Annotated in this window: 23 protein-coding genes; 13 read left to right on the forward strand and 10 right to left on the reverse strand. The window is 72.6% G+C overall.

What is annotated here, in order from left to right; translation table 11 throughout:
* Positions 1-264 precede the first annotated feature (264 nt).
* The 5 genes from IE95_RS0103490 to IE95_RS0103510 all read left to right on the forward strand — a co-directional run bounded on the left by IE95_RS0103490 (position 265) and on the right by IE95_RS0103510 (position 6184).
* On the forward strand, positions 265-1593 hold the full coding sequence (locus IE95_RS0103490) for an MFS transporter (protein WP_084689768.1): 1329 nt from the start codon (positions 265-267) through the stop codon (positions 1591-1593).
* A gap of 188 nt (positions 1594-1781) precedes the next feature.
* Positions 1782-2453 (forward strand): biliverdin-producing heme oxygenase, encoded by a 672-nt coding sequence (locus IE95_RS0103495; RefSeq protein ID WP_030150245.1) that lies wholly within the window; start codon positions 1782-1784, stop codon positions 2451-2453.
* Between the two features lie 331 nt (positions 2454-2784).
* On the forward strand, positions 2785-4026 hold the full coding sequence (locus IE95_RS0103500; RefSeq protein WP_084689769.1) for a heme/hemin ABC transporter substrate-binding protein: 1242 nt from the start codon (positions 2785-2787) through the stop codon (positions 4024-4026).
* A gap of 236 nt (positions 4027-4262) precedes the next feature.
* Positions 4263-5273 carry a FecCD family ABC transporter permease gene (locus tag IE95_RS0103505; RefSeq protein WP_084689808.1) on the forward strand — a complete coding sequence of 337 codons (1011 nt, stop codon included), beginning with the start codon at positions 4263-4265 and terminating at the stop codon, positions 5271-5273.
* A complete protein-coding gene (locus IE95_RS0103510; RefSeq protein WP_084689770.1) occupies positions 5270-6184 on the forward strand; it encodes a heme ABC transporter ATP-binding protein in 915 nt (304 codons plus the stop codon). Before IE95_RS0103505 ends, IE95_RS0103510 begins: the two co-directional genes overlap by 4 nt.
* 69 nt (positions 6185-6253) lie before the next feature.
* Here the strand turns inward: IE95_RS0103510 and IE95_RS0103515 are convergent, their stop codons facing one another.
* The 6 genes from IE95_RS0103515 to IE95_RS0103540 form a co-directional block, all read right to left on the reverse strand.
* Entirely contained in the window at positions 6254-7051 is a 798-nt protein-coding gene (locus IE95_RS0103515; RefSeq protein ID WP_030150249.1) for a MerR family transcriptional regulator, read from the reverse strand.
* 104 nt (positions 7052-7155) lie between these two features.
* Positions 7156-7830 carry an HAD hydrolase-like protein gene (locus tag IE95_RS0103520; protein ID WP_240666388.1) on the reverse strand — a complete coding sequence of 225 codons (675 nt, stop codon included), beginning with the start codon at positions 7828-7830 and terminating at the stop codon, positions 7156-7158.
* A 199-nt stretch (positions 7831-8029) separates the two neighbouring features.
* A complete protein-coding gene (locus tag IE95_RS0103525) occupies positions 8030-8350 on the reverse strand; it encodes a hypothetical protein (protein ID WP_051702677.1) in 321 nt (106 codons plus the stop codon).
* A 66-nt stretch (positions 8351-8416) separates the two neighbouring features.
* Complete coding sequence (locus IE95_RS0103530) at positions 8417-9025, reverse strand: dihydrofolate reductase family protein (protein ID WP_030150252.1); 609 nt, start codon at positions 9023-9025, stop codon at positions 8417-8419.
* 5 nt (positions 9026-9030) lie between these two features.
* Positions 9031-9990: an ABC transporter permease gene (locus IE95_RS0103535; RefSeq protein ID WP_084689771.1), complete on the reverse strand. Its 960-nt coding sequence runs from the start codon at positions 9988-9990 to the stop codon at positions 9031-9033.
* Entirely contained in the window at positions 9990-11003 is a 1014-nt protein-coding gene (locus IE95_RS0103540) for an ABC transporter ATP-binding protein (RefSeq protein ID WP_030150254.1), read from the reverse strand. The genes IE95_RS0103535 and IE95_RS0103540 overlap by 1 nt, the downstream gene beginning before the upstream one ends.
* A 111-nt stretch (positions 11004-11114) precedes the next feature.
* Between IE95_RS0103540 and IE95_RS0103545 the strand changes: the two genes are divergently transcribed.
* Positions 11115-12023, forward strand: a complete 909-nt coding sequence (locus IE95_RS0103545) for a TetR/AcrR family transcriptional regulator (protein WP_084689772.1) — start codon at positions 11115-11117, stop codon at positions 12021-12023.
* Positions 12024-12242: 219 nt separating this feature from the next.
* A complete protein-coding gene (locus IE95_RS0103550) occupies positions 12243-12860 on the forward strand; it encodes an HdeD family acid-resistance protein (RefSeq protein ID WP_030150256.1) in 618 nt (205 codons plus the stop codon).
* Between the two features lie 174 nt (positions 12861-13034).
* Here the strand turns inward: IE95_RS0103550 and IE95_RS0103555 are convergent, their stop codons facing one another.
* Together IE95_RS0103555 and IE95_RS0103560 are read right to left on the reverse strand one after the other, a co-directional pair.
* Entirely contained in the window at positions 13035-14420 is a 1386-nt protein-coding gene (locus tag IE95_RS0103555; protein ID WP_084689773.1) for a TrkH family potassium uptake protein, read from the reverse strand.
* A gap of 120 nt (positions 14421-14540) precedes the next feature.
* A complete protein-coding gene (locus IE95_RS0103560; protein WP_084689809.1) occupies positions 14541-15461 on the reverse strand; it encodes a sugar phosphate isomerase/epimerase family protein in 921 nt (306 codons plus the stop codon).
* 112 nt (positions 15462-15573) lie between these two features.
* Between IE95_RS0103560 and IE95_RS20320 the strand changes: the two genes are divergently transcribed.
* Both IE95_RS20320 and IE95_RS0103570 read left to right on the forward strand, forming a co-directional pair.
* Positions 15574-15732 (forward strand): hypothetical protein, encoded by a 159-nt coding sequence (locus IE95_RS20320; protein WP_157283412.1) that lies wholly within the window; start codon positions 15574-15576, stop codon positions 15730-15732.
* A 189-nt stretch (positions 15733-15921) separates the two neighbouring features.
* Positions 15922-16188 (forward strand): HPr family phosphocarrier protein, encoded by a 267-nt coding sequence (locus IE95_RS0103570; protein WP_030150259.1) that lies wholly within the window; start codon positions 15922-15924, stop codon positions 16186-16188.
* Positions 16189-16313: 125 nt separating this feature from the next.
* On the opposite strand, the gene ptsP is transcribed toward IE95_RS0103570, so the two are convergent.
* Both ptsP and IE95_RS0103580 read right to left on the reverse strand, forming a co-directional pair.
* On the reverse strand, positions 16314-17987 hold the full coding sequence (ptsP, locus tag IE95_RS0103575; RefSeq protein ID WP_030150260.1) for a phosphoenolpyruvate--protein phosphotransferase: 1674 nt from the start codon (positions 17985-17987) through the stop codon (positions 16314-16316).
* Positions 17984-19459, reverse strand: a complete 1476-nt coding sequence (locus IE95_RS0103580; RefSeq protein ID WP_084689774.1) for a PTS transporter subunit EIIC — start codon at positions 19457-19459, stop codon at positions 17984-17986. Before IE95_RS0103580 ends, ptsP begins: the two co-directional genes overlap by 4 nt.
* Before the next feature lie 233 nt (positions 19460-19692).
* On the opposite strand from IE95_RS0103580, the gene IE95_RS0103585 reads away from it, so the two are divergent.
* The 4 genes from IE95_RS0103585 (at position 19693) to IE95_RS0103600 (ending at position 21589) form a co-directional block, all read left to right on the forward strand.
* Positions 19693-20523 carry a GntR family transcriptional regulator gene (locus IE95_RS0103585; RefSeq protein ID WP_051702678.1) on the forward strand — a complete coding sequence of 277 codons (831 nt, stop codon included), beginning with the start codon at positions 19693-19695 and terminating at the stop codon, positions 20521-20523.
* 61 nt (positions 20524-20584) lie between these two features.
* Positions 20585-20830, forward strand: coding sequence for a PTS sugar transporter subunit IIB (locus IE95_RS0103590; protein ID WP_030150263.1), 246 nt, complete (start codon positions 20585-20587; stop codon positions 20828-20830).
* Between the two features lie 64 nt (positions 20831-20894).
* A complete protein-coding gene (locus tag IE95_RS0103595) occupies positions 20895-21125 on the forward strand; it encodes a PTS sugar transporter subunit IIB (RefSeq protein ID WP_030150264.1) in 231 nt (76 codons plus the stop codon).
* Complete coding sequence (locus IE95_RS0103600) at positions 21122-21589, forward strand: PTS sugar transporter subunit IIA (RefSeq protein ID WP_030150265.1); 468 nt, start codon at positions 21122-21124, stop codon at positions 21587-21589. The genes IE95_RS0103595 and IE95_RS0103600 overlap by 4 nt, the downstream gene beginning before the upstream one ends.
* The last annotated feature ends 61 nt before the right edge of the window (positions 21590-21650 follow it).

The following is a 21650-nucleotide window of genomic DNA, read 5'->3' on the forward strand; positions in this document are numbered from 1 at the left end:
CCTGTCGGGGATCTGCAACGCTGCCTCCAGCCGGACCCCTGCCCGCTCGTGCAACCACTTCGGCTGGCACCGCGGCCCGGGTCGTCACAGGCTCTCACGTCGGTGAAGACGCCCCGCGGCAATGGCCCCCTCGGGTAGGTCTGCCAGCGTGTGGCAACAATAGTTGCCGCTCCGCAGCACGCACACCCCGCGCCCGACAGACCGGCCGGCGCTCCGTCGTCGGGCCGTCGCGGGGTCGCGCCGACGGGCGCCTAGAGTCTTCCGGTGCCCCCAGCCCTCCCCCCGCTCCCCCCTGACGACGCCCCCGTGCCGCCCGGAGCCCCCGACGGACCCGACCGACGAGGGCTCGGCCGGTCCTTCACCAACGTCTTCACCGCGAACATCAGCTCGAGCCTGGCCGACGGGATCGCGCGCGTCGCCGCGCCGCTCCTCGCCACCCGACTCACCGACGACCCGCTGCTCGTCGCCGGCATCGCGGCCGTCGCGATGCTCCCCTGGCTGTTCTTCGCGATCCCGTCGGGCGTGCTGCTCGACCGCATCGACCGCCGCCACGCCATGGTCATCGCCAACGGCGCCCGGACGCTCCTCGCGGTCACCCTGATCACCCTGTACGCGACGGACACGCTGACCATCTGGTGGCTCTACGTCGTGATCTTCGCGTACGGCGCGCTGGAGACGCTGTACGACGGGGCCATCCGGGCCGTCGTCCCCGCCATCGTGCGCCGCGCGGACCTGCCGCGCGCCAACTCCCGCATCGAGGCGGGCGAGCTCGTCGTGCAGAACTTCCTCGCCGTGCCGCTGACGTCGGCGCTGTTCGCCGTGGCGGTCGTGATCCCGCTCGGGATCGGCGCGCTGTCCTACGCGGTCGCAGGGCTGCTCGCGTTCTTCCTGCCCGCCGCCGCGGCCGGCGCCCACCGGGCCCACCAGCAGCGGGCGGACGGGGCGCTCCCGCCCGTCCGCACGACCTTCGCCCGCCAGCTCACCGACGGCTTCCGCTTCATCATGAGCCACCCCATGCTGCGCCCCCTGTGGTTCCTCAGCATCCTGATCGCGCTCTTCTTCTCGGCGGCCATCGCGACCGACGTGCTGTTCGTGCTCGACCGGCTCGACGTGCCCGAGCAGTGGTTCGGGGTGTTCATGCTCTCGGGGGCCGTCGGCGGGATCGTCGGCGCCGTGGTCGTGAGCCCGCTCAAGGTCCGCTTCGGCGCAGGGCCGGTCATGGCCGCGGCGAACTTCGTCGGACCGGTGGCGCTGGTCGTCATGGGCTTCTTCCCGACGGTCCCGGTCGCGGTCGTGTGCTTCGCGGTGTCGTTCGGCTCGACGTCGGTGTGGAACGTCCTGGTCATGTCGCTGCGCCAGGCCGCGATCCCGGGCCACCTGCTGGGCCGCGTCCACGGGACATGGCGCACCCTGCTGTGGGGCACCATGCCGCTCGGCTCGCTGCTGGGCGGGCTGCTCGCCCGGATCGACCTCACGACGCCGCTGCTCGTCGCGGGCGGTCTCACGGTCGCGGTCGCGCTGATCGGCTACCGGTTCCTCCACGGCCTGCCGAACCCCGAGGACGTCGCGGAGCACGCGCTGCCCACACGATGAGGGCCCGTCGTCACCTGCCCACTCCGTGAGACCTCCCCCACGGAGCATAGGTAAACCTCACCTCACTGTTGTAGTGTTCCTGACGCGACGTCATGACGCTCTGTCATCACGCACCCGCGGACCGCGCCCTCCCAGCGCACGTGGCGACGTCGTGCACGTGACACGACGAACCGCAGGAGCCCGCTGAGATGACCGCCGAGACCCTTCCCGCCGCCGACGCCGCATCCGCGCCCGCGTCCCTGTCGCTGCGCCTGCGCGAGGGCACCCGCCCCGAGCACGAGCAGGCCGAGACCACAGGCTTCGTCGAGAAGCTCATGGGCGGCGAGCTGAACGTCGCCGCCTACACCGACCTCGCGGCGCAGCAGTACGCGATCTACGGTGCGCTCGAGCAGGCCAGCGCCCAGATCCGCGACGACGCCCAGGGCGCGACCCTCGTGTTCGACGAGCTGACCCGCACGCCCTCGATCGAGAAGGACCTCGCGTTCCTCGTCGGTCCCGACTGGGCCACCGAGATCCGCATCCTGCCCGCGACCGAGGCCTACGTGGCCCGCCTGCTCGAGGTCGGCACGTCACTGTCCGCCTACGCCGCGCACGCCTACACGCGCTACCTGGGCGACCTGTCGGGCGGTCAGATCATCAAGCGCATGATGGAGCGCCACTACGGCCTCGGCCCCGACGGCCTCGCGTTCTACACGTTCGACGAGATCCCCAAGGCCAAGCCCTTCAAGGACGTCTACCGCGAGCGCCTCGACGCCCTGGACCTCACGGACTCCCAGCTCGCCGAGACGGTCGCCGAGGCCAAGCGCGCGTTCCGCCTCAACAGCGCCCTGTTCGCCGAGCTGGGCGCGGTCCACTGCTGACTGCTCCCTGAGCAGCACCGGGCGCAATCGAGCTCCGCCCCTGCTCAGCCCCGCCGGCCCCTCGGGCCTCGGGCCTCGGGCCTCGGGCCCGAGCATGCGGTTGGCGTCCGTCGAGCATGTGGTTGGTGTCGAGATTCCCAGGATTCTCGACGCCAACCGCATGCTCGGCACCGCAGGGGGGCGCAGGGCACCGCGGGGGGGCGCACCCGACGTCTCCAAGATCACAGAAGATCCCGGGGACCGGCCACCCTGCCGTGACCCTGCGTAGGTTAGCCTCAACTTACCCGAAGCCCCCCTCGCGTGGGTGGCCGACCTCTGCTGGAGCCCTGTGATGTCGCACCCTGCCCGCGTCCCGTCCCCCGAGCACCGACGCGGTCCGCTGACGCGTGGCCCGCGCCGCTCGTCCGTCGCCGGTGTCACGACGCTCACCGCGGTCCTGCTCGCCGCGGGCTGCGCACCGCTCCCGTACGAGCCGCCGACGCCCGCACCCACCACGGACTCCGCACCCGCCGCACCCGAGACCGAGGCCGTCACCCTCGACGCGTGCGCGGCCCTCGAGACGGGCCAGCGCGCCACGGTCGACCCGGCGTCTTTCCCGACCGGCCCCACGACCGCGACCTTTGCCGACGACGTGATCGACCCGATCGCCACCGCGCCCACCCCGACGCTGCCCGTGACGGTCCAGTCGCACGACGGACGCCAGGTCACGGTCACCGACGCCTCGCGCATCATCGCGGTGGACCTGTACGGCACGCTCGGCGAGATCGTCTACAGCCTGGGACTCGGCGACAACGTCGTGGGGCGCGACCTGCCCACCGGCTTCCCCGAGGCCGCCGACGTCCCCGTGGTCACGGGCGCCGGGCACGCCCTCAACATCGAGACCATCCTCGGCCTGAACCCCAGCGTCATCCTCACGGACGCCACGCTCCTCACGGACACGGCCCGCACCCAGCTCGAGTCCTCGGGCATCCCCGTCGTCTACTTCGACGAGGCCCGCACGCTCGACGGCATCGACGACCGCATCACCGCGGTCGCGACCACGCTCGGCGTCCCCGAGGCCGGCGCGGCGCTCGTCGCCCGCACCGACCAGCAGGTCTGCGCGGCCCTCGCGGGCGTCCCCGCGGACACGGGCAGCCCGCTCGTCGCGTTCCTGTACCTGCGCGGGTCCAACATCAAGATGCTGTTCGGCCCCGGCTCGGGCGCCGACGACCTGATCCGCGAGATCGGCGGCCAGGACGCGGGCACCGCGATCGGCCTCACGCAGCAGTACGCCCCCGTGACGAGCGAGGCCATCATCTCCGCGGCCCCGGCGGCGTACCTCGTCATGACCGACGGCCTCGAGTCGAGCGGCGGCCTCGACGCCATGCTGGCGATCCCGGGCCTCGCCCAGACGCCCGCAGGCCAGAACCGGCGCGTGGTCGACATGGACGGCAGCCGACTCCTGACGTTCGGTCCCCGCACGGGTGAGACCATCGCGTCGCTCGTCGAGGCGTTCTACGGCGTGCCCGCGCCGAACCTGAGCACGGTCGGAGCGGTCGACGCCTCGGCGGCCGCAGGGTCGAGCGCCCCGTGACGCAAGGCACCCGCCCCGCCGGCCCGACGACGTCACGCACCACCCCCGGCTCCCTCACCACCGAGCAGCGCACCCCGCCCGCGACGAGCACCACCGGCGGCGAGCCGGACGGACCGGTGCGCGGCGCCGTCGGGCCGGGTTCTCCCAGCGGTGCCGGCGGTTCTCCCATCGGTGCTGGCGCGCAGGACGCGCTCCCCGGCGTCGGGAGGTCGCGGCGACGCGCCGCGACCTGGCTCATGATCGGGCTGGGCGTCGCGCTGGTCGTGCTCACCGTGCTGTCCGGCATGACCGGGCAGGTGCCCGTGTCCCCGTCGGAGGTCCTCGGCTCGCTCATGCACCACATGGGCCTGAACATCGGCCCCATGCCCTCGCACCCGCAGGGCGAGAACACGCTGTGGGTCGTGCGCTTCCCGCGCGTCGTCCTCGCGATCCTCGTCGGGGCCGCGCTCGCGTGCTCGGGCGCGCTCATGCAGGGCGTGTTCGGCAACCCGCTCGCCGAGCCCGGCGTGATCGGCGTCTCGGCGGGTGCGGCCGTGGGCGCGTGCGCCGTCATCGTGACCGCGGGCTCGCTCGTCTCGGGGACCTGGGTCGCCGCGGCCGCGTTCCTCGGCGGACTGATCACGACGTTCGTCGTCTACGCGCTCTCGCGCTCGGGAGGGCGCACCGAGGTCGTGACGCTCGTGCTCACGGGCATCGCCGTCAACGCGTTCGCGGGCGGGCTGCTCGCGTTCTTCACGTTCGTCGCCGACCCCGCCGCGCGCGAGCAGATCGTGTTCTGGCAGCTCGGATCCCTCGGCGGGGCCACGTGGGGATCGGTCGCGGTCGTCGCTCCCATCGCGATCGTCGGCGTGACCGGCGCCATGCTGCTGCGCCGCCAGATGGACCTCCTGTCCCTCGGCGAGCGCGCCGCGCACCACCTGGGCGTCGACGTCGAGCGGCTGCGCCAGATCGTCATCGTCCTCGTCGCGCTGCTCGTCTCCGCGGGCGTGGCGTTCACGGGCATCATCGCGTTCGTCGGGCTCGTCGTGCCGCACCTGGTCCGCATGGTCTGCGGGCCGAGCCACCGCTGGCTGATCCCCGCCTCGACGCTCGGTGGCGCCGTCGTGCTGCTCCTCGCGGACCTGGTCTCGCGCACTCTCGTCGACAACGTCGAGCTGCCGCTCGGCATGATCACCTCGCTCGTGGGCGGGCCGTTCTTCTTCTACCTGCTGCGCCGCACGCGCTCGCGCCAGGGAGGCTGGGCATGAGCCGCACCCTGGTCGAGCTCGACTCGCGGCACGAGGGCAGCAGCTTCTTGTCCTCGCTGCGGACCGCGGTCACGGGGCGGCGACGCTCCTCACGGCTGCCCTCCGCCGCGGTGGCGGGCGACGTCGTGACCGAGGCGCGCGGCGCGACGCTCTCGCTCGACGGCACGCCCGTGCTGCGCGACGTGTCCGTCCAGGTCCGCGCGGGCGAGGTGCGCGCGCTGCTCGGCCCCAACGGTGCGGGCAAGTCGTCGCTGCTCGGGGCACTCACGGGCGACCTGCCGCTCGACGGCGGGTCGGTGCTGGTCGACGGCGCTCCCCTGCGCTCCTGGACGCCGACCGAGCTCGCGATGCGCCGGGCCGTGCTCATGCAGCAGATCCACCTCAGCTTCCCGTTCACGTCGCTCGACGTCGTCCAGATGGGGCGCGCACCCTGGCGCGGGACGCCCCTGGAGGAGGCCGACGACGAGGTCGTGGGCGCCTCGCTCGCCGCGACCGACGTGACGCACCTCGCGGGTCGGCACTTCCCGTCGCTGTCCGGGGGCGAGAAGGCCCGCGTCGCGCTCGCCCGCGTCCTGGCGCAGCGGACCGGGCTGCTCATGCTGGACGAGCCGACCGCCGCGCTCGACCTCAAGCACCAGGAGCTCGTGCTCCAGATCGCGCGCCGGCACGCGGAGGCCGGAGGTGCGGTGGTCGTCGTCGTGCACGACCTGGGGCTCGCGTCGGCCTACGCCGACCAGGTCACGCTGCTGTCGGGCGGTCGCGTCGTGGCCGACGGCTCTCCTCGCGAGGTCCTGACGGCCGAGCTGCTGAGCGAGGTCTACGACTACCCGGTCGAGATCGTCGAGCACCCCGACGGCGGTGCGCCGATCATCCTGCCGGCGCGGTCTGCTGCTGCGGTTCCGCCGAGATAGAGGCCTGGCGTCGAGGTAGAGGGGTGCAGCCCTCTACCTCGACGCCAGCCCTCTATCTCGCGGGCCCTCCTACAGGTTCCGGTCCGCGTACACCGCCAGGGCGTCGCGGACCAGGCGCGCGCCCTCGACGCCGCCGTAGTTCGCCGCGAACCGCTCGTCGGCCACGTACATCTCACCGAGCCCGACGACGTACTCCTTGACCGGCGCCCCACCGGCACCCGGGGTTCCGGGGATGCCGCTCAGCCACTCGACGTGCCGCTGCGCGAGGGCCTGCGCATCGTCGCTCCCGGGCGCGACGCCCGCCTGCGCAGCGGCCGTCCAGTCCGCCCCGAGCCGCCGGGTCCGCTCCTGGTAGGCCGTCTTGTCCTGCGCGGACAGCCCCCGCCACCAGGTGTCACCCTGGCGGTAGGCCTCGGCGCCCCACCGCTCGGTGACCTCCGCCTCGTGCACGGTGTGGTCGAACCCGTCGAACATCTTGTCCGCCATGAGCCGCCCACCTCCTTCCATGGTCGTGATCGTGTGCTCGACCGACGCGATCTGTCGCGCCAGCCGCTGCTGCTCGGTCCGCAGGGCGTCCAGGTGGGTGCGCAGGGCTCGTGCCTGCACGGCGGGGTGCGCGTCGTCGCCCCGCCCCAGGATCTCGGCGACGGCCGGGAGGCCGACGCCGAGATCCCGCAGCAGCAGGATCCGCTGGAGCCGGACGAGCGTCGGCCCGTCGTAGTACCGGTACCCGTTGTGCCCGACCCTGCTGGGCGCGAGCAGCCCGATGTCGTCGTAGTGACGCAGCGTGCGGCTCGTGGTCCCGGCGAGGCGGGCGATCTCCTGGATGGACCAGTCGGTCGCGGGCTCCGGTGTGCGCGTGGTCATGCGCTCTCCTCCCTTCCTGGGGTGCTGGGCGCCTCGGTTGAGGCAGCACGATCGACCCTAGAAGTTGACGCTACGTCAAGGTCAACGCTTCCGGCCCGACGGCGTCACTCCCCTCGCAGCACCCGCGTCAGCTCCGCGGGGGTCGTCACGACCCGGAGGGCACCCACCTCCTCGAGCTCGCCCGGCACGGCGTAGCCCCACGAGACGCCGAGGCACCCGATGCCGTGCGCGGCGGCCCCGAGCACGTCGTGCTCCCGGTCGCCGACCATGACGATCTCCGCGCGCGGCGGCGCGTCGGCGGGCGACGTGGCCGCGAGCGCGTGCGCGATCACGTCCGCCTTGGAGCCGCGCGTCCCGTCGAGGGTCGCGCCGTAGACACCCTCGACGAGGGGGTCGATCCCGAAGTGCGCGGTGATGCGGTGCGCGTAGACCTCGGGCTTGGAGGTCGCGACCGCGAGCCGGACTCCCGCGGCGCGCACCGCCGCCAGGGCTTCGAGGATGCCGGGGTAGAGCGAGTTCTCCATCATGCGCCCGGCGGCGTAGACGTCGCGGTACGCCGCGACCGCCTCGGGGACCCGGCCCGCCGGGACGCCGTGCAGCGCGAACGTCTCGGCGAGGGGCGGTCCGACGAACAGGCGCAGGGCCTCGTCGGTCGGCGGCTCGATGTCGAGGGTCGCGTAGGCGTGACGGACCGAGGACAGGATGCCGGGGGCCGAGTCGGTCAGGGTGCCGTCGAGGTCGAGGAGGGCCAATCGGTAGGGAGGGTTCACGGTGGTCACGGGACGATTCTCCCGCGCGCCGCCGGCCGGGCGGCGCCGAGATAGAGGCCTTCCGTCGACGTAGAGGGCTGCAAGCCTCTATCTCGACGCCAGCCCTCTATCTCGACGTGCCCAGGCGCAGAGGAGCACCTGCGTGAAGCGTGTCGCGCGGAGCACCTCGGTGACGACGACGTCGACCGTCCCTGCCGGGGCCGGCCTGTCAGTCATCAGGCCCTCCTGCGGTAACGCCGTCCGCGCGGGTCGTTGCGTCCCCGCCCCGACGTCGCGCACTCACCCATCCCGCGACGAAGCCGAGGACCAGCAGCCCGGCACCGACCGCGGCCAGCCCCAAGGTGTGCGCCCATGGCCTCGGCGGCGTGAACGTCGTGTCGGAGAGCGGCGCGTAGGCGAACCAACCGACCGTGGTGGGCCTCGACGCGAACCATGCGCCCACGCCGACCAGCAGGACCCCGGCCACGAGCCCGATCAGGGCGCCCCGGCTGCGGGGACGAGGACGGGGGGCGGGTGCGAGCGGCGTCATGCCGGACATCCTGGCGTGGCAGCCGCGCAGCCGCAACGGCCCGCGCCGACCTCGCCCACCTCCTCGTCACTGCCCGACGAGTCCCCGCACCACGCGGTACGACAGGTGCGTGACGAGGTGGTTGCTGCTCACGGGCCCGGGCTCGACGCTCAGGCCGCCGAGACCGTCGAGCAGCCGCTCGCCCGCGCCGAGCAGCACGGGCGCGACGTGCAGCCCGAACTCGTCGACGAGCCCCGCGGCGAGGTACGCCCGCATGGTCGAGGCGCCGCCCGCGATCCCGACGTGCCCGTCCCGCGACGCCGCGAGCGCCTGTGACAGCGCGGACTCGATCCCGTCGGTGACGAAGAAGAACGTCGTCCCGCCCTCCATGACGAGGGGTTCGCGCGGGTGGTGCGTGAGCACGAACACCGGCGCGTGGTAGGGCGGCTCGTCGCCCCACCAGCCTCGCCAGGCCTCGTCCCACGGGCCGCGTCCGGGGGCGAACATGTTGCGTCCCATGACGAACGCGGTGGGTGCCGCGACGGACTCGAGCGCGGCCGTGTTGGCCTCGGGCTCCTCGAACATCCACCGGTGGAGCTGCTCGCCGCCCTCGCCGAGCGGGTTCTCGAGGGACTGGTGCGGTCCCGCGACGAACCCGTCGAGGGACAGCCCGACGTCGAAGGTGACCCTGCCCATGCGGCTCACACCGACTTCCGGGTCCGGCGGATGCCCACGAACAGGCCGACGGCGCACGTGATCGCGGCCGCGATCACGCCCCACAGGACCTCGGTGCTCGCGAACGTCCCGCCGAACAGGGCCCGCTCGGCGTCGACCATGTAGGTCAGGGGGTTGAACTTCGCGGCGGTCTGCATCCAGGCCGGCCCGGCTTCGAGCGGGAGCATCATGCCGGACAGGATGAGCAGCGGGAACAGGAGCGACTGCTGCACCCCCCAGAACAGCCACTCGCGGTTCTTCGCGGCGAGCGCGAGCGCGCACGACAGGGCCCCGACGCCGACCCCGAACAGCCCCAGGAGGGCGAGCCCCGCGAGAGCGTGCAGCGGGTAGAACGTGAACCCGAACGGGATGCACACGAGCGCGATGAGCAGGCCCTGGACCACGAGCGGCGCGAACTCCTTGAGCGCGCGGCCCACGAGGATCGCGGACCGGTCGAGCGGGGTCGCGAGGACCCGCTCGTACGAGCCGGTCATCATCTCGTAGAGCAGGTTCGATCCCGTCATGGAGGTCCCGAACAGGGAGATCATGACGATCACGCCGGGCACGAACCACTGGAGGGTCGCGGCCGTGGACCCGCCCGGCCCGCCCATGCCGCCGCCCACGGCGCCGGTCAGCAGCGGCCCGAACAGGCCCAGGAAGATCAGCGGCTGGAGCAGCGAGAAGATCAGGGTGAAGGGGTCGCGCAGGACCAGGAGGATCTCGCGCGTGAAGACCGCCCAGGTGTCGCCGAGGAACTTCGCCGCCCCCGAGCGCCCGACGTCGGAGCGCCGGTCGGTCGCCTGCCTCGCCGTGGCCTGTGGCGCGGCCCGGGTGTCGAGCCCGAGGTTCGTCCCGTTGCGCTGCCCGGTGGCCTGCCCGGTCGTCGCCCCGGTCGCCTGCCCGACCTCGGGCTCGGCCCCCTGGCCGGGGTTCGTCTGCTCGTCCATCACGCCGCCTCCTCGCGCAGGCTCCGACCGGTCAGGTTGAGGAACACGTCGTCGAGGCTCGCCTGCTTGAGCCCGGCCGACCGGACCGAGAGCCCTGCGACCCGCAGGGACTCGATCGCCTCGGGCAGACGGTCCGCGCCGTGCGTCGTCGAGAGGGTCACCGTGACGTCTCCACCGGCACCGACGACCACCTGCAGCCTCGCGTCGTCGACCTCTCCGACCGAACCCACGACCGGGGCGAGGGCTGCGCGGACGCGTGCGACGTCGTCGGGCACCTGGCCCTGGGAACCGGACGTGCCGGCGACGACGAGCGTCACGACGTCGTCCGCGTGGTCGCGCTTGAGCGCGGCGGGCGGGGCGTCGGCGACGATCGTGCCGTGGTCGATGACGACGACGCGCTCGGCCATGGAGTCGGCCTCGTCGAGGTAGTGCGTGGTGAGGACGATCGTCATGCCGTACCGCTCGCGCAGGACGCCGATGTGCTCCCACAGGTTCGCGCGGCTGTGCGGGTCGAGGCCCGTGGTGGGCTCGTCGAGGAACAGCAGCGGCGGGTGGTTCATGAGGCCGAGCGCCACGTCGAGGCGGCGACGCTGCCCGCCCGACAGGCTCTGGACCGTGCGCTTGCCGAGGCCGTCGAGCTCGAGCGCGGCGAGGAGGTCCGCGGCCCGGCGCTGGTACTCGGCGGCCGGCAGCCCGTAGAAGCGGCCCTGGTTGTGGAGCTCGTCGGTGACCCGGTAGGAGAACCCTCCCCCGTTGCCCTGGCCGATGTACCCGATGCGCGACCTGACCTCGGCGGGCTGGGTGCGGATGTCGAAGCCCGCGACCTCGGCCCGGCCCGACGTGGGTTCGAGGAGGCTCGTGAGCATGCGCAGGGTCGTGGACTTGCCGGCGCCGTTGGGGCCGAGGAACGCGACGAGCTCGCCCTCGTGGACGTCGACGTCGATGCCCTTGACCGCCTCGACCACTTCCTTCTTGCGATGGAACGTCTTGGTCAGCCCCTCGGTGTGGATCATGGCTCACGCCTCTCGCGTACGGTGTACTGGAATGGGTTTTCACGCTAGCATACGGTGTACGGGAATTGAAGGGCCTCCCGGTACAGCGCGGAAGTGGGAGGATCAGGCACCATGGCCAGCAACACCGTCGTCCCGGTCCCCTCCGACGGGGTGGACTCCGCCCGGACACCGGACTCATCGGCCGACGCGGCGCTCGACGCGACGCCCGCCGACTCCGAGGGCGACGCGCCTGCGGGCGACGCACCCACCCACGCACCCGAGATCGGCACGACCCCGGGCCCGACCGACCAGATCCCCCGCCCCGCCGACGTGACCCGGCGCCTCGCGCTCCTGTGGGCCCCGCCCGCCCCACCGACCCGCGGCCGCAAGGCCCGCCTGACGCTCGACGAGGTCGTGACCGCAGGGATCGCCGTCGCGCAGGAGGTCGGCCTCGACGCGCTCTCGATGCGCCGCGTCGCCGCCCGCCTGGGCATGGGCGCGATGTCCCTCTACACCTACGTCCCCGGGCGCACCGAGCTCGTCGACCTCATGATCGACCGGGCGTTCGCCGAGCTCGACCTCCCCACGGCCGACGCCCCCTGGCGCGACGGGCTGTCACGGTACGCGCGCGAGGTCTGGACGCTCTACCAGCGCCACCCCTGGATCCTCCAGACCAACATGTGGCGCCTGCCCCTCGCGCCGCACGTGCTCGACGCCCAGGAGGCCGGGCTGCGGACGCTCGTCGACACCGGGCTGCCCGCAGAGCAGGTCGTCGAGATCCTGGGCCTGGTCGACGCGTTCGTGCGCGGGCTCGCGCGGGCCGCTGTCGCCGAGTCCGTCGAGAACGACGCGAGCGGCATGAGCACCGACGAGTACTGGACGTCGATGAGCAGCTTCTGGACCGACTGGTTCGACGTCGAGCGCTACCCCGTCATGACGCGCATCTGGGAGGCGGGCGGGTTCGACGCCCCCACCGATCCGTTCGACGCGTCTCTCGACCGACTGCTCGACGGCGTCGAGATGACGATCGACCGGGCCTGACCCGGTGCCGAGAACGAGGGAGAGGTCGCCCTGACGGCCGTAGCGGCCTCTCTCCCGTTCTCGACCGCGGGGAACCTCGGGCTCGGGCTCGGGGCTCGGCGGGACCGGCCGACGGGTCTGCCGCGCGCCTCTCGCCCCCGCGCGCTACGTTCCGAGGACGAGGCCGGCGACGCCCCACGGACCCGCTGCGGGGCCGGCCGCGCGAGGACGGTGGATCCCATGACCGAGCAGGACGAGTCCCTCACCGGACGCACCACCAAGATCGCCCGCCGCCTGTGGGGTCTGGCCTACCTGCGCGGTGCCCTGTTCCTCGTGATCGGCGTCGTGCTGTTCGTCGCGCCGGACCGCGGCATCCAGTGGCTCACGTGGCTCGTCGCGGCGATGGCCGTCCTCCAGGGGATCCTCTTCCTGGTCGAGGCCGGAAGACAACGCAAGGACGGCGAGGGCGCGGTGTGGCGCTGGGTCGTGGGCGGGCTGAGCATCGTCGTGGGTCTCGTCCTCGCGTTCTGGCCGTCGGCCAGCGTGACGTTCGTGCTGCGGCTCGTCGGCGTGTGGGCGCTGGTCGCAGGGCTGATCGGTCTCGTCGGAGCTCTGCGTGCCCGCCGCACCCGTGAGCCCGGCTGGGACTGGGAGCTCGCGACCGCGGCCCTGTGGGTCGTGTTCGGCGTCCTGGTGCTCGTGAGCCCCGTCACCGGGCTGCAGACCATCACGGTGCTGCTGGGGCTCTACCTCGTGGTCACCGGGGTCGTGATCCTGGTCGCCGCGTTCGCCCAGAGCACGGCCGCGAAGGATGCCAAGGCGGCGCTCGCGGGGCCGGCGGCCCCCGGCACACGCTGAGGCCGGCACACGCTGAGGCCGGCACACGCTGGGGCCCCGGAGGCCCTGCCCCCCTGAGCAGCGGCCTCCGGACCCGTGGCCTCCTGACCCCGCGACCTCCCGCCCAGCGACCTCCCGCCCCGCGCGGTCCCGCTCCGTCCGGACCCGTCGCTGTCCTGCTCCGCTCTTCTCCCGTCAGCCGACCATCGCGGCCGCCTCGGGCCGCCGGTAGAGCCGTTGGCGCTCGCGCAGCGCGAGGGTGGTTCCTGCGGCGATCGGTCCGAGGCGCCCGACGAACATCAGCGCGACCAGCACGAGCTGATGGGGACTGGACAGGTCGGCCGTGATGCCGGTCGACAGGCCGGTCGTCGAGAACGCCGAGACCACCTCGAACAGCACGCGGTCGAGGCCGAAGGGTGACGTCGCGGTGATGATGATCGTCGGCACGATCACGATCGCGATGCTCAGCAGCGCGATGCTCACCGCCTGCCTCTGGGTGGCCGGGGAGAGGCGGTGGTCGAGGACGGTGACGTCGGGGTCTCCGCGCAGCTCCGACCAGATCACGAACGCCAGGACGGCGAACGTGACGACCTTGATGCCACCCGCGGTCCCTCCGCTCCCTCCTCCGATGAACATGAGGACGTCCGTGCCCAACCACGTCCCTTCGTTCATCCCGGCGGTGTCGACCGAGTTGAACCCTGCGGTGCGGGCCATGACGGACTGGGTGAAGGCTGCCAGCAGCTTCTCTGCGGGTCCCAGGGGGCCCAGCGTCCGCGGGTTGCCCCACTCCGACACGAGGAAGAACGAGGTCCCCAGGGTGAGGAGGACCCCGGTGGTGAGGATCATGAGGCGTGTCGTCAGGCTCCACCGGGCACGGCGCCGGAGGCCTCGCGTGACCTCGAACACGACGGGGAACCCGATTCCTCCGACGATGACGGCGGCGCAGAGCGGCAGCAGGATCCACGGGTCCGTGCCGAACCGGGTCAGCGAGTCGCTGTAGAGCCCGAACCCTGCGTTGTTGAACGCGGAGACTGCGTGGAAGGCGCCTGTCCACAGCGCCTGCCCGGCACTCTCGCCGTACCCGATCAGCATGCGTCCGGACACGAGGAGCGCGACGAGGAGCTCGACGACGACGGTGACCTTGAGGATGCCCAGGAGGACGGTTCGCACGTCTCCGAGGCCGCCGCTCCGGGTGGAGGTGGCCGCGACGAGCCGGGAGCGCAGGTCCAGCCGGCGTGCGACCAGCAGCCCGACGAGCGAGGCGAGCGTCATGATCCCGAACCCGCCGAGCTGGATCAGGACGAGGATCACGACCTGCCCGAAGGGACTCCAGAACGTCGCGGTGTCGACCACGGCAAGGCCCGTGACGCAGACGGCCGATGTCGCGGTGAAGAGCGCCTCGAGGGCGGTGGCGGGGCGGCCGGCCGCCGACACGGGCAGCGCGAGGAGGATCGCGCCGAGGAGGATCGCGCCCGCGAACCCGAGGACGACGAGCCGGCCGGGGCGCCGTCGGACGGCGCCTGCCCCGATGCCGAGGCGCCGTGCCGCGAGGGGCAGGGGGCGAGGTCCGAGGAGAGGCACGTGTCAGGTCTACCGGACGATCTGGGCCGAGAGGCCGACCTTGACGCTTCCTTGACGGGTGCTCTCGCCGCCTCGCGCGTGCCCGGGGGGGCCACGCGGCACGCGGCACGGGGCGGTGCCCTACCAGGCGTCCAGGTGCCGGTGCTCGTGGCCGGGCGGCGGCTGGTACTCGGCGTGCGGCTCGGGCTGGAGGTAGGTGCGCGCGAACGCGAGCGACGCCGCGAGGTCTTCGTAGCGTTCGGCGGCCGTGCGGGCGCGTCGCGTCGCGATCTCGACGACGACGTCCCCCTCCCAGCCGCGGCGCACGAGCTCGCCGAGCACCTTGTCGCACGGCTGGGTGCCGCGCCCGGGGACCATGTGCTCGTCCTTCATGGAGTCGGTGCCGTCGGCGAGGTGGACGTGGGCGAGCCGGTCGCCGAACACGTCGAGCAGGTCGAGGCTGTTCTGGCGCGCAACGGCGGCGTGCGAGAGGTCGAGCGTCACGGCGTCGTAGGGGTGGTCGGTGGGGTCCCAGCCGGGCAGGTAGGCCTGGACCTCGCGCTTGCGCCCGCGCCAGGGGTACATGTTCTCGACCGCGACCGTGACTCCCGTGGCGGCGTTGAGCTCGCGCACGTGGTCCGCGAAGCCGCGTGCGTACAGGCCTTGCCAACGGAACGGTGGGTGCACGACGACGGTCTGCGCCCCGAGCTCCAGGGCGAGGTCGACGGTCTGCTCGAGCTTGGGTCCGGGCAGGCGTCCCCAGACCCGCTGGCTCACGAGGAGCGTCGGGGCGTGGACGCTGCGGATGGGGATGCCGACGTCGGCCGAGAGCTTGGTGAGCGCCTTCGCGTCCTGCGTGGTCGTGTCCGACCAGACCATGACCTCCATGCCGTCGTAGCCCAGGTGGGCTGCGGCTTCGAAGGCGAACGGCGCCTTGCGCGGGTAGACGCTGGCGCTGGACAGCGTGACGTTGATCCGGGGCTCCTCGCCCCTGCCTGCTTCACCCCCTCGGGCCTCGCCCTGGACGGGCGGCTGGGCGTCGGGCGTCGTCGCTTCACGCATGTCCGACACCCTAGACCCCGCGGGTGAGCGGTGTTCACAGGGGCGTCCTGGGAACCCCTCGAACTCTGGCAGGATGCTGCTCGACCGAACCGCCCGGAGCACTGGAGTGCGCATGGATCGTCCCGACGCCGCCTCGCCCTCGACCGTCGCCGCGACGTGTCCGGGCTTCGGCCCGGGGGACGACGTCGTCCTCTCGACCGAGACGGACGACGTCCGTGCGCTGGCGGCCCTGGAGTCGCTCGTGGCGTACCTGGAGCAGGACTCGGCCTGAGCACGCCTGCGCGGCGCTGCCCCTTGTCGGTGGGCTCCTCCTGCCCGACGGCGCCGCTCCCGTCACTGTTCGGAGCGTCGCCTCGCGCGCCTGGCGTCCCGGGCGCCCCCCCTTCCGTCCTCGGGTCACGACCGGCACCCACCTCCGCTACAGTGGACTGGTCTATACCACCTCCCGGAGGAGCACGTCATGGAACGAACTGTCACCGTCGCCATCGCCGAGGGACTCCACGCACGCCCCGCAGCGCTGTTCGTGGCCGAGGCGGGCAAGCAGCCCGTCGCCGTGACCCTCACCAAGGAGGGTGCCGAGACCGTCGACGCCGCGAGCATCCTCGGCGTCATGACGCTCGGCGCGGCAGCAGGCGACCAGGTCGTGCTCGCGACCGAGACCGACGGCGCGGAGGCCGAGGCGGCCCTCGACGCGCTCGCCGAGTTCCTCGGGCGTGAGACGGTCTGACCTTCTCGTCCCGGCGCCGTCGCCGAGTGCGAGGCCCGCGCACGACAGCCCTCGGCCCGTGTCCCCGGAGGGGGGCACGGGCCGAGGGCTGCGTGGCGGGCGGTGAGGCAGCACCGCCCTGGGGGCTAGAGTCCCAGCTCCTCCAGCACGGTCAGCTGCGCACGGACCGCGTCGCGGGCGGCCGAGGCGGTCGGTGAGGCCACCGCGATCTTCGCGAGCTCCGCGCACTGCTCAGAGGTCGTCGCCGCGAGGACGGCCGCGACGTCGCCGAGCGCGCGCGGTGTCATCGACAACGACGTGACCCCGAGGCCCACGAGGACCGGTGCCAGGGCCGGGTCGGCCGCGGCCTCCCCGCAGACCCCGACCGGGCGGTCGCGCTCGGCCCCGCCCGCGCACGCGGCGCCGACGAGCGAGAGCACAGCGGGCTGCCACGGCGTCGAGAGCGCGGCGAGGTCCGCCGTCTCCCGGTCCGCGGCCATCGTGTACTGGGTCAGGTCGTTCGTGCCGATGCTCGCGAAGTCGACCTGCTCCAGGACCCAGCGCGACTGGAGGGCCGCAGCGGGGACCTCGATCATGACGCCCGCGGTCGCCAGGCCCCGCTCGCGGCAGGCTGCCGCGAACTCCTGGGCCTCGTCCGGGGTCGCGACCATGGGGGCCATGACCCACACGTCGGCCTCCTCGGCGGCGGCGGCCTGCGCGATCGCGTCGAGCTGACGTGCCAGGACCTCGGGGTGGCGCACGGCGGTGCGCAGCCCACGGACGCCGAGCGCCGGGTTGGGCTCGTCGTCGGCCGTGACGAACGGCAGTGGCTTGTCGGCGCCCGCGTCGAGCGTGCGGACGACGACCTTGCGGCCCCCGAACGCGCTCAGCACGGCGCGGTACGCCGCGACCTGCTCATCGACCGATGGCTCCTCGGTGCGTCCCAGGAAGCAGAACTCCGTCCGGAACAGACCGACCCCCTCGGCACCTGCGGCCACCGCGGCCTCGGCCCCGGCCGGGTCCGCGACGTTGGCGAGGAGCTGGACCCGCACGCCGTCGGCCGTCCTGCCCTGGCCGTCGAAGGCACGGGGACCGCGCGGGCGGTCGAGCACACGAGCGACGTCCTCGGGCGACGGGTCGCGCTCGACCGTGCCCTGCGAACCGTCGACCAGGACGGTCTCGCCGTCCGCGAGCTCGACGGCCCGGGGCGCCGCGACGACCGCCGGGATCCCGAGCGACCGGGCCAGGATCGCGGTGTGCGACGTCGGGCCTCCCCCGCTCGTGACGATCGCGAGGACCCGCGCGGGGTCGAGCGTCGCGGTGTCGGCCGGCGCGAGGTCCGCGGCGACGAGCACGAACGGGTGGTCGAGGTCCGGGACCCCCGGCGCCCGACGGCCCGTGAGGGCCGCGACGATGCGCTCACGCACGTCGCGCACGTCGTGCGCGCGCTCGGCCATCATGCCGCCGAGCGACTCGAGGCGGGCCGCGAGGTCACCGGCCGCCTCCCACACGGCCCGCTCGGGGACGGTCCGCTCGTCGCGGACCCTGCGGGCCGACTCCTTGGACAGCGTCGTGTCGGCGGCCATGGCGGCCGTGACCGTGAGGACCTCGACGGCGGTGCCGGTCGCCCTCGCGGCACGGGCCGCGAGATCTGCCTGGACGCGGCGGACCGCGTCGTCGATCGCGGCGACCGCCTCCTCGACGTCCACCTCCGGCCCGAGCGTCGCCGCGGCGGGCTCGGGCACGGGGGCCGGCATCGTCACGACGACACCGGCCCCCCGCCCGGGGCTGACGCCCACACCGTCGAGGACGGAGGTCACCTGCCGCCTCCGCCGTCGGCCTTCGACCCGGCTCCTCGGGCATCGGAGCCTCGGGCGTCGAGCTCCGCGGGAGACAGGTCGGCGTCGGCCGCCTTCTTCTCCTCGGCGACCAGGACAGGGTCGGCGGTCGGGTCGGCGCCCACCGTGGAGTCGTCGTCCTCGCGGCCCGGGGTGCGCAGGTTCCACTTGGTGATGACGAACCGGAACAGGAAGTAGTAGATCGCCGCGTACCCGAGGCCGATCACGATGATCCACAGGGGCATCGTCGCGATCCGGAAGTTCAGGACGTAGTCGATCGCACCGGCCGAGAAGCCGAAGCCGGACTTGATCCCCAGGGCGTTGACGAGGGCGAGCGAGGTGCCCGTGAGGACCGCGTGGATCGCGTACAGCGGGTAGGCGACGTACACGAACGCGAACTCGAGGGGCTCGGTCACACCGGTCACGAACGCGACGAGAGCGGCCGAGCCCATGATGCCGCCGATGAGCTTGCGGTTCTTGGGCTTGGCCGTGTGGATGATCGCGAGGGCTGCCGCCGGGAGGGCGAACATGAAGATCGGGAAGAAGCCGGTCATGAAGGTGCCGGCCGTGGGGTCACCGTGCAGGAAGCGCGCGATGTCGCCGTGCCACACCGCGCCGCTCGCGTCGGTGTACTCGCCGAACTGGAACCAGGGCAGCGAGTTGAGCAGGTGGTGCAGGCCGATCGGGACGAGCAGGCGGTTGGCCGTGCCGTAGACGAACGCACCGAGGACCGTGGAGCCCGTGACCCAGTCGCCGATGGCCGTGAAGCCCGCGTCGAACCAGGGGTAGATGAGCGCGCCGATCACGGCGATGAGGACCGCGGCACCGGCGGTGACGATCGGCACGAAGCGACGGCCGCCGAAGAAGGCGAGGTAGGGCGGCAGCTTGATGCGGCTGTACTTCTGGAACATGATCGCGGCGGTCAGACCGATGACGATGCCGCCGAGGACGCCGTAGTTGATGAGCTTCTGCTCGGGACCGCCCGTGATGGCGGCCGTGACCAGGTCGAGGAAGTTCCCGTCCTGCGCCGCGCTGACGGCGTCGGGGTCGGCCCCGGCGAGCCATGCGGCTGGCGTGTCCGGCTTGCCCAGCACGTACGGCGAGAGCGCGTCGCTCACGCCCTTGAAGACGAGGTACCCGATGACGGCGGCCAGGCCGGTCGAGCCGTCGGCCTTCTTGGCGTAGCCGACCGCGACACCGACCGCGAACAGCAGCGCGAGGTTCGCGAACAGCGCGTTGCCGGCGGACGCGAACACGTCGGCGACGGGCTGCAGCCAGGGGAAGGTGCCCGCGGCGCCGTCGGCACCGAGCATGTCGGCCTGACCGAGGCGCAGCAGCAGTGCTGCGGCGGGCAGGGAGGCGATGGGCAGCATGAGGGATCGACCGACCCTCTGCAGCTGGGCGAAGCCGGGAATCCCCTTCTTCACCTTGGGTGTTTCGGCCACGGACGTCATGTTCACTCCTCGTTGATCGGGTGCATCCGAGGCCGTCGGACCGCACCGCTTGAACTGGGAACTGCCTTGATCACGACGCCGGCCCGGACTCTGGAGCGCGTCGTTGCTGTAACCCGAGCCATCGCCACCGTCTGTGGTGGGATAGTTGTCTGGACCACTTGCGGACAGAGTGGTCTAGACATCATGATGTGTCAAGCCCCGGCACCACCGGGGCGACCGAGAGCGAGGAACACGTGGCAGCGACGACGCAGGCCAGAGCACCTAAAGGCGGGCACAAGCACCAGATCGTGCGCGCCTACCTCAGCGACCTGATCGCGAACGAGCTCACCATCGGCGACGCCGTCCCCTCCGAGCGCGTGCTCACCGAGAAGTTCGGCGTCTCCCGCATGACGGTCCGCCAGGCCCTCGAGTCCCTCGTGGCCGACGGCGTCCTCCAGCGCGAGCAGGGCCGCGGCACGTTCGTCGCCCCGCAGCACACCGACTTCGAGATGCGCCTGACGACGTTCGGCGAGGAAGCACGACGACTCGGCCTGGTGCCCAGCACCCAGGTCATCGACAGCGACACCCTCGCCGCGGGCCGGGTCGTCGCCGAGGCCCTCGGCATCGCCCCGGAGGACCGCGTGCACTACGTCGAGCGCCTGCGCTTCGCGGACGGCACGCCCATGGCCGTCGAGCGCGCATGGGTCCCGGTGACGCTCGCCCCCGACCTGCTCGACGACGGCGTCCCCGACAGCCTGTACGGCGCACTGCGTGAGCGCGGCCACTCCCCGACGTGGGGCGAGGACACGATCATGGCCGCCGAGGCCAGCACCGCCGAGCAGGCGATCCTCGCCATGACGAACGTCCGTGCCGTCCTGCGCGCGCACCGCAAGACCTACTCGGACGACGGCGCCTGCATGTACTCGCAGATGTGCTACCGGGGCGACCGGTACTCGGTCGTCGTCCCGCTCCGCGAGGCCCGGCCGACGATCGTGCCCCGGCTCGCCCCCGCGCCGGAGCTCCACGCAGAGCCCGCGCCCGGGGCCGGCACGACGGGCACGACCGGGACGGCCGAGACCGCATGACCCCCACGACCGGCACGACCGACGCCGTACCCACGACCCACGCACCAGAGAGGATGCAACGATGACTGCAGCCGATGCAGCACGGGCCGCCGCGATACTCGCCGGCCTCGGCGGGGTGAGCAACATCGAGGAGATCGACCCCTGCACCACCCGACTGCGGTCGCTCGTCAAGGACCCTGGCCTCGTCGACGTGGCTGCCCTGCGCGCCGCCGGCGCCTTCGGGGTCATGACGACGGGACGGGTGGTCCAGGTCGTCGTCGGCCCCCAGGTCGACACGATCGCCTCGGACCTCGCAGATCTCATGTGACCCCGTGCCCGCGGACCGCGGGCACCTCGACGTACGCCCGCACCAGCACACGAAGGAGCACGACATGAGCAAGGCAGAGCAGATCCTCCAGGGACTCGGCGGGGATGCGAACATCCTCGACCTCGAACCCTGCATCACGCGTCTGCGCGTGGAGGTCGACGACCCGACCCTGGTCGACGACAAGGTGCTCACGGCCGCGGGTGCGATCGCCGTGGTGCGCACGGGCAACGCGATCCAGGTGATCGTCGGCCCTGACGCGGACAACATCGCCTCCGACATCGAGGACCTCCGTTGACCGCTGCGTCCCTGACCGTCCTCGCCCCGGTCACCGGGACCGTCGTCGCCCTGTCGGACGTCGACGACCCGGTGTTCTCCGCGGGCCTCGTCGGTCCGGGTACCGCGATCGCTCCTGACTCCGCCGAGGGCGGCCTCGTGTCGGCCCCGGTCAGCGGCACGGTCGTCAAGGTCCACCCGCACGCGTTCGTCATCAAGCACGACAGCGGCCAGGCCGTGCTCGTGCACCTGGGCATCAACACGGTCCAGCTCGCGGGTGAGGGGTTCACGCTGCACGTCGCGCAGGGTGACGTGGTCCACCAGGGCGCGACCCTGGTCTCCTGGGACCCTGCTGCGATCGAGGAGGGTGGCCGCTCGGCCGTCTGCCCCGTCGTCGCGCTCGAGGGCAAGCCCGACGCCGTGACCCCGCTGGCCCCGGTCGGGACCTGGGTCGCGCGCGGCGAAGAGCTCCTGATCTGGGAGTGACCCTGTGTGTCAGAACGAGCGTGACCTCGAGGTCACGCTCGTTCTGACATGTCCGGGGCGG

This window comes from Oerskovia turbata, assembly GCF_000718325.1.
Classification (GTDB): Bacteria; Actinomycetota; Actinomycetes; order Actinomycetales; family Cellulomonadaceae; genus Oerskovia; species Oerskovia turbata.

Excerpts from the sequence above, each read along its gene's own strand:
- IE95_RS0103515 (WP_030150249.1), bottom strand. The coding sequence starts at position 7,051 with ATGACCACGCGCACACCGGAGCCCGCGACCGACTGGTCCATCCAGGAG.
- IE95_RS0103505 (WP_084689808.1), top strand. The coding sequence starts at position 4,263 with ATGATCGGGCTGGGCGTCGCGCTGGTCGTGCTCACCGTGCTGTCCGGC.
- IE95_RS0103525 (WP_051702677.1), bottom strand. The coding sequence starts at position 8,350 with ATGACGCCGCTCGCACCCGCCCCCCGTCCTCGTCCCCGCAGCCGGGGC.
- IE95_RS0103535 (WP_084689771.1), bottom strand. The coding sequence starts at position 9,990 with ATGGACGAGCAGACGAACCCCGGCCAGGGGGCCGAGCCCGAGGTCGGG.
- IE95_RS0103580 (WP_084689774.1), bottom strand. The coding sequence starts at position 19,459 with ATGACGTCCGTGGCCGAAACACCCAAGGTGAAGAAGGGGATTCCCGGC.
- IE95_RS0103495 (WP_030150245.1), top strand. The coding sequence starts at position 1,782 with ATGACCGCCGAGACCCTTCCCGCCGCCGACGCCGCATCCGCGCCCGCG.
- IE95_RS0103540 (WP_030150254.1), bottom strand. The coding sequence starts at position 11,003 with ATGATCCACACCGAGGGGCTGACCAAGACGTTCCATCGCAAGAAGGAA.
- IE95_RS0103510 (WP_084689770.1), top strand. The coding sequence starts at position 5,270 with ATGAGCCGCACCCTGGTCGAGCTCGACTCGCGGCACGAGGGCAGCAGC.
- IE95_RS20320 (WP_157283412.1), top strand. The coding sequence starts at position 15,574 with ATGGATCGTCCCGACGCCGCCTCGCCCTCGACCGTCGCCGCGACGTGT.
- IE95_RS0103500 (WP_084689769.1), top strand. The coding sequence starts at position 2,785 with ATGTCGCACCCTGCCCGCGTCCCGTCCCCCGAGCACCGACGCGGTCCG.
- IE95_RS0103560 (WP_084689809.1), bottom strand. The coding sequence starts at position 15,461 with ATGCGTGAAGCGACGACGCCCGACGCCCAGCCGCCCGTCCAGGGCGAG.
- IE95_RS0103550 (WP_030150256.1), top strand. The coding sequence starts at position 12,243 with ATGACCGAGCAGGACGAGTCCCTCACCGGACGCACCACCAAGATCGCC.
- IE95_RS0103595 (WP_030150264.1), top strand. The coding sequence starts at position 20,895 with ATGAGCAAGGCAGAGCAGATCCTCCAGGGACTCGGCGGGGATGCGAAC.
- IE95_RS0103545 (WP_084689772.1), top strand. The coding sequence starts at position 11,115 with ATGGCCAGCAACACCGTCGTCCCGGTCCCCTCCGACGGGGTGGACTCC.
- IE95_RS0103590 (WP_030150263.1), top strand. The coding sequence starts at position 20,585 with ATGACTGCAGCCGATGCAGCACGGGCCGCCGCGATACTCGCCGGCCTC.
- IE95_RS0103530 (WP_030150252.1), bottom strand. The coding sequence starts at position 9,025 with ATGGGCAGGGTCACCTTCGACGTCGGGCTGTCCCTCGACGGGTTCGTC.
- IE95_RS0103570 (WP_030150259.1), top strand. The coding sequence starts at position 15,922 with ATGGAACGAACTGTCACCGTCGCCATCGCCGAGGGACTCCACGCACGC.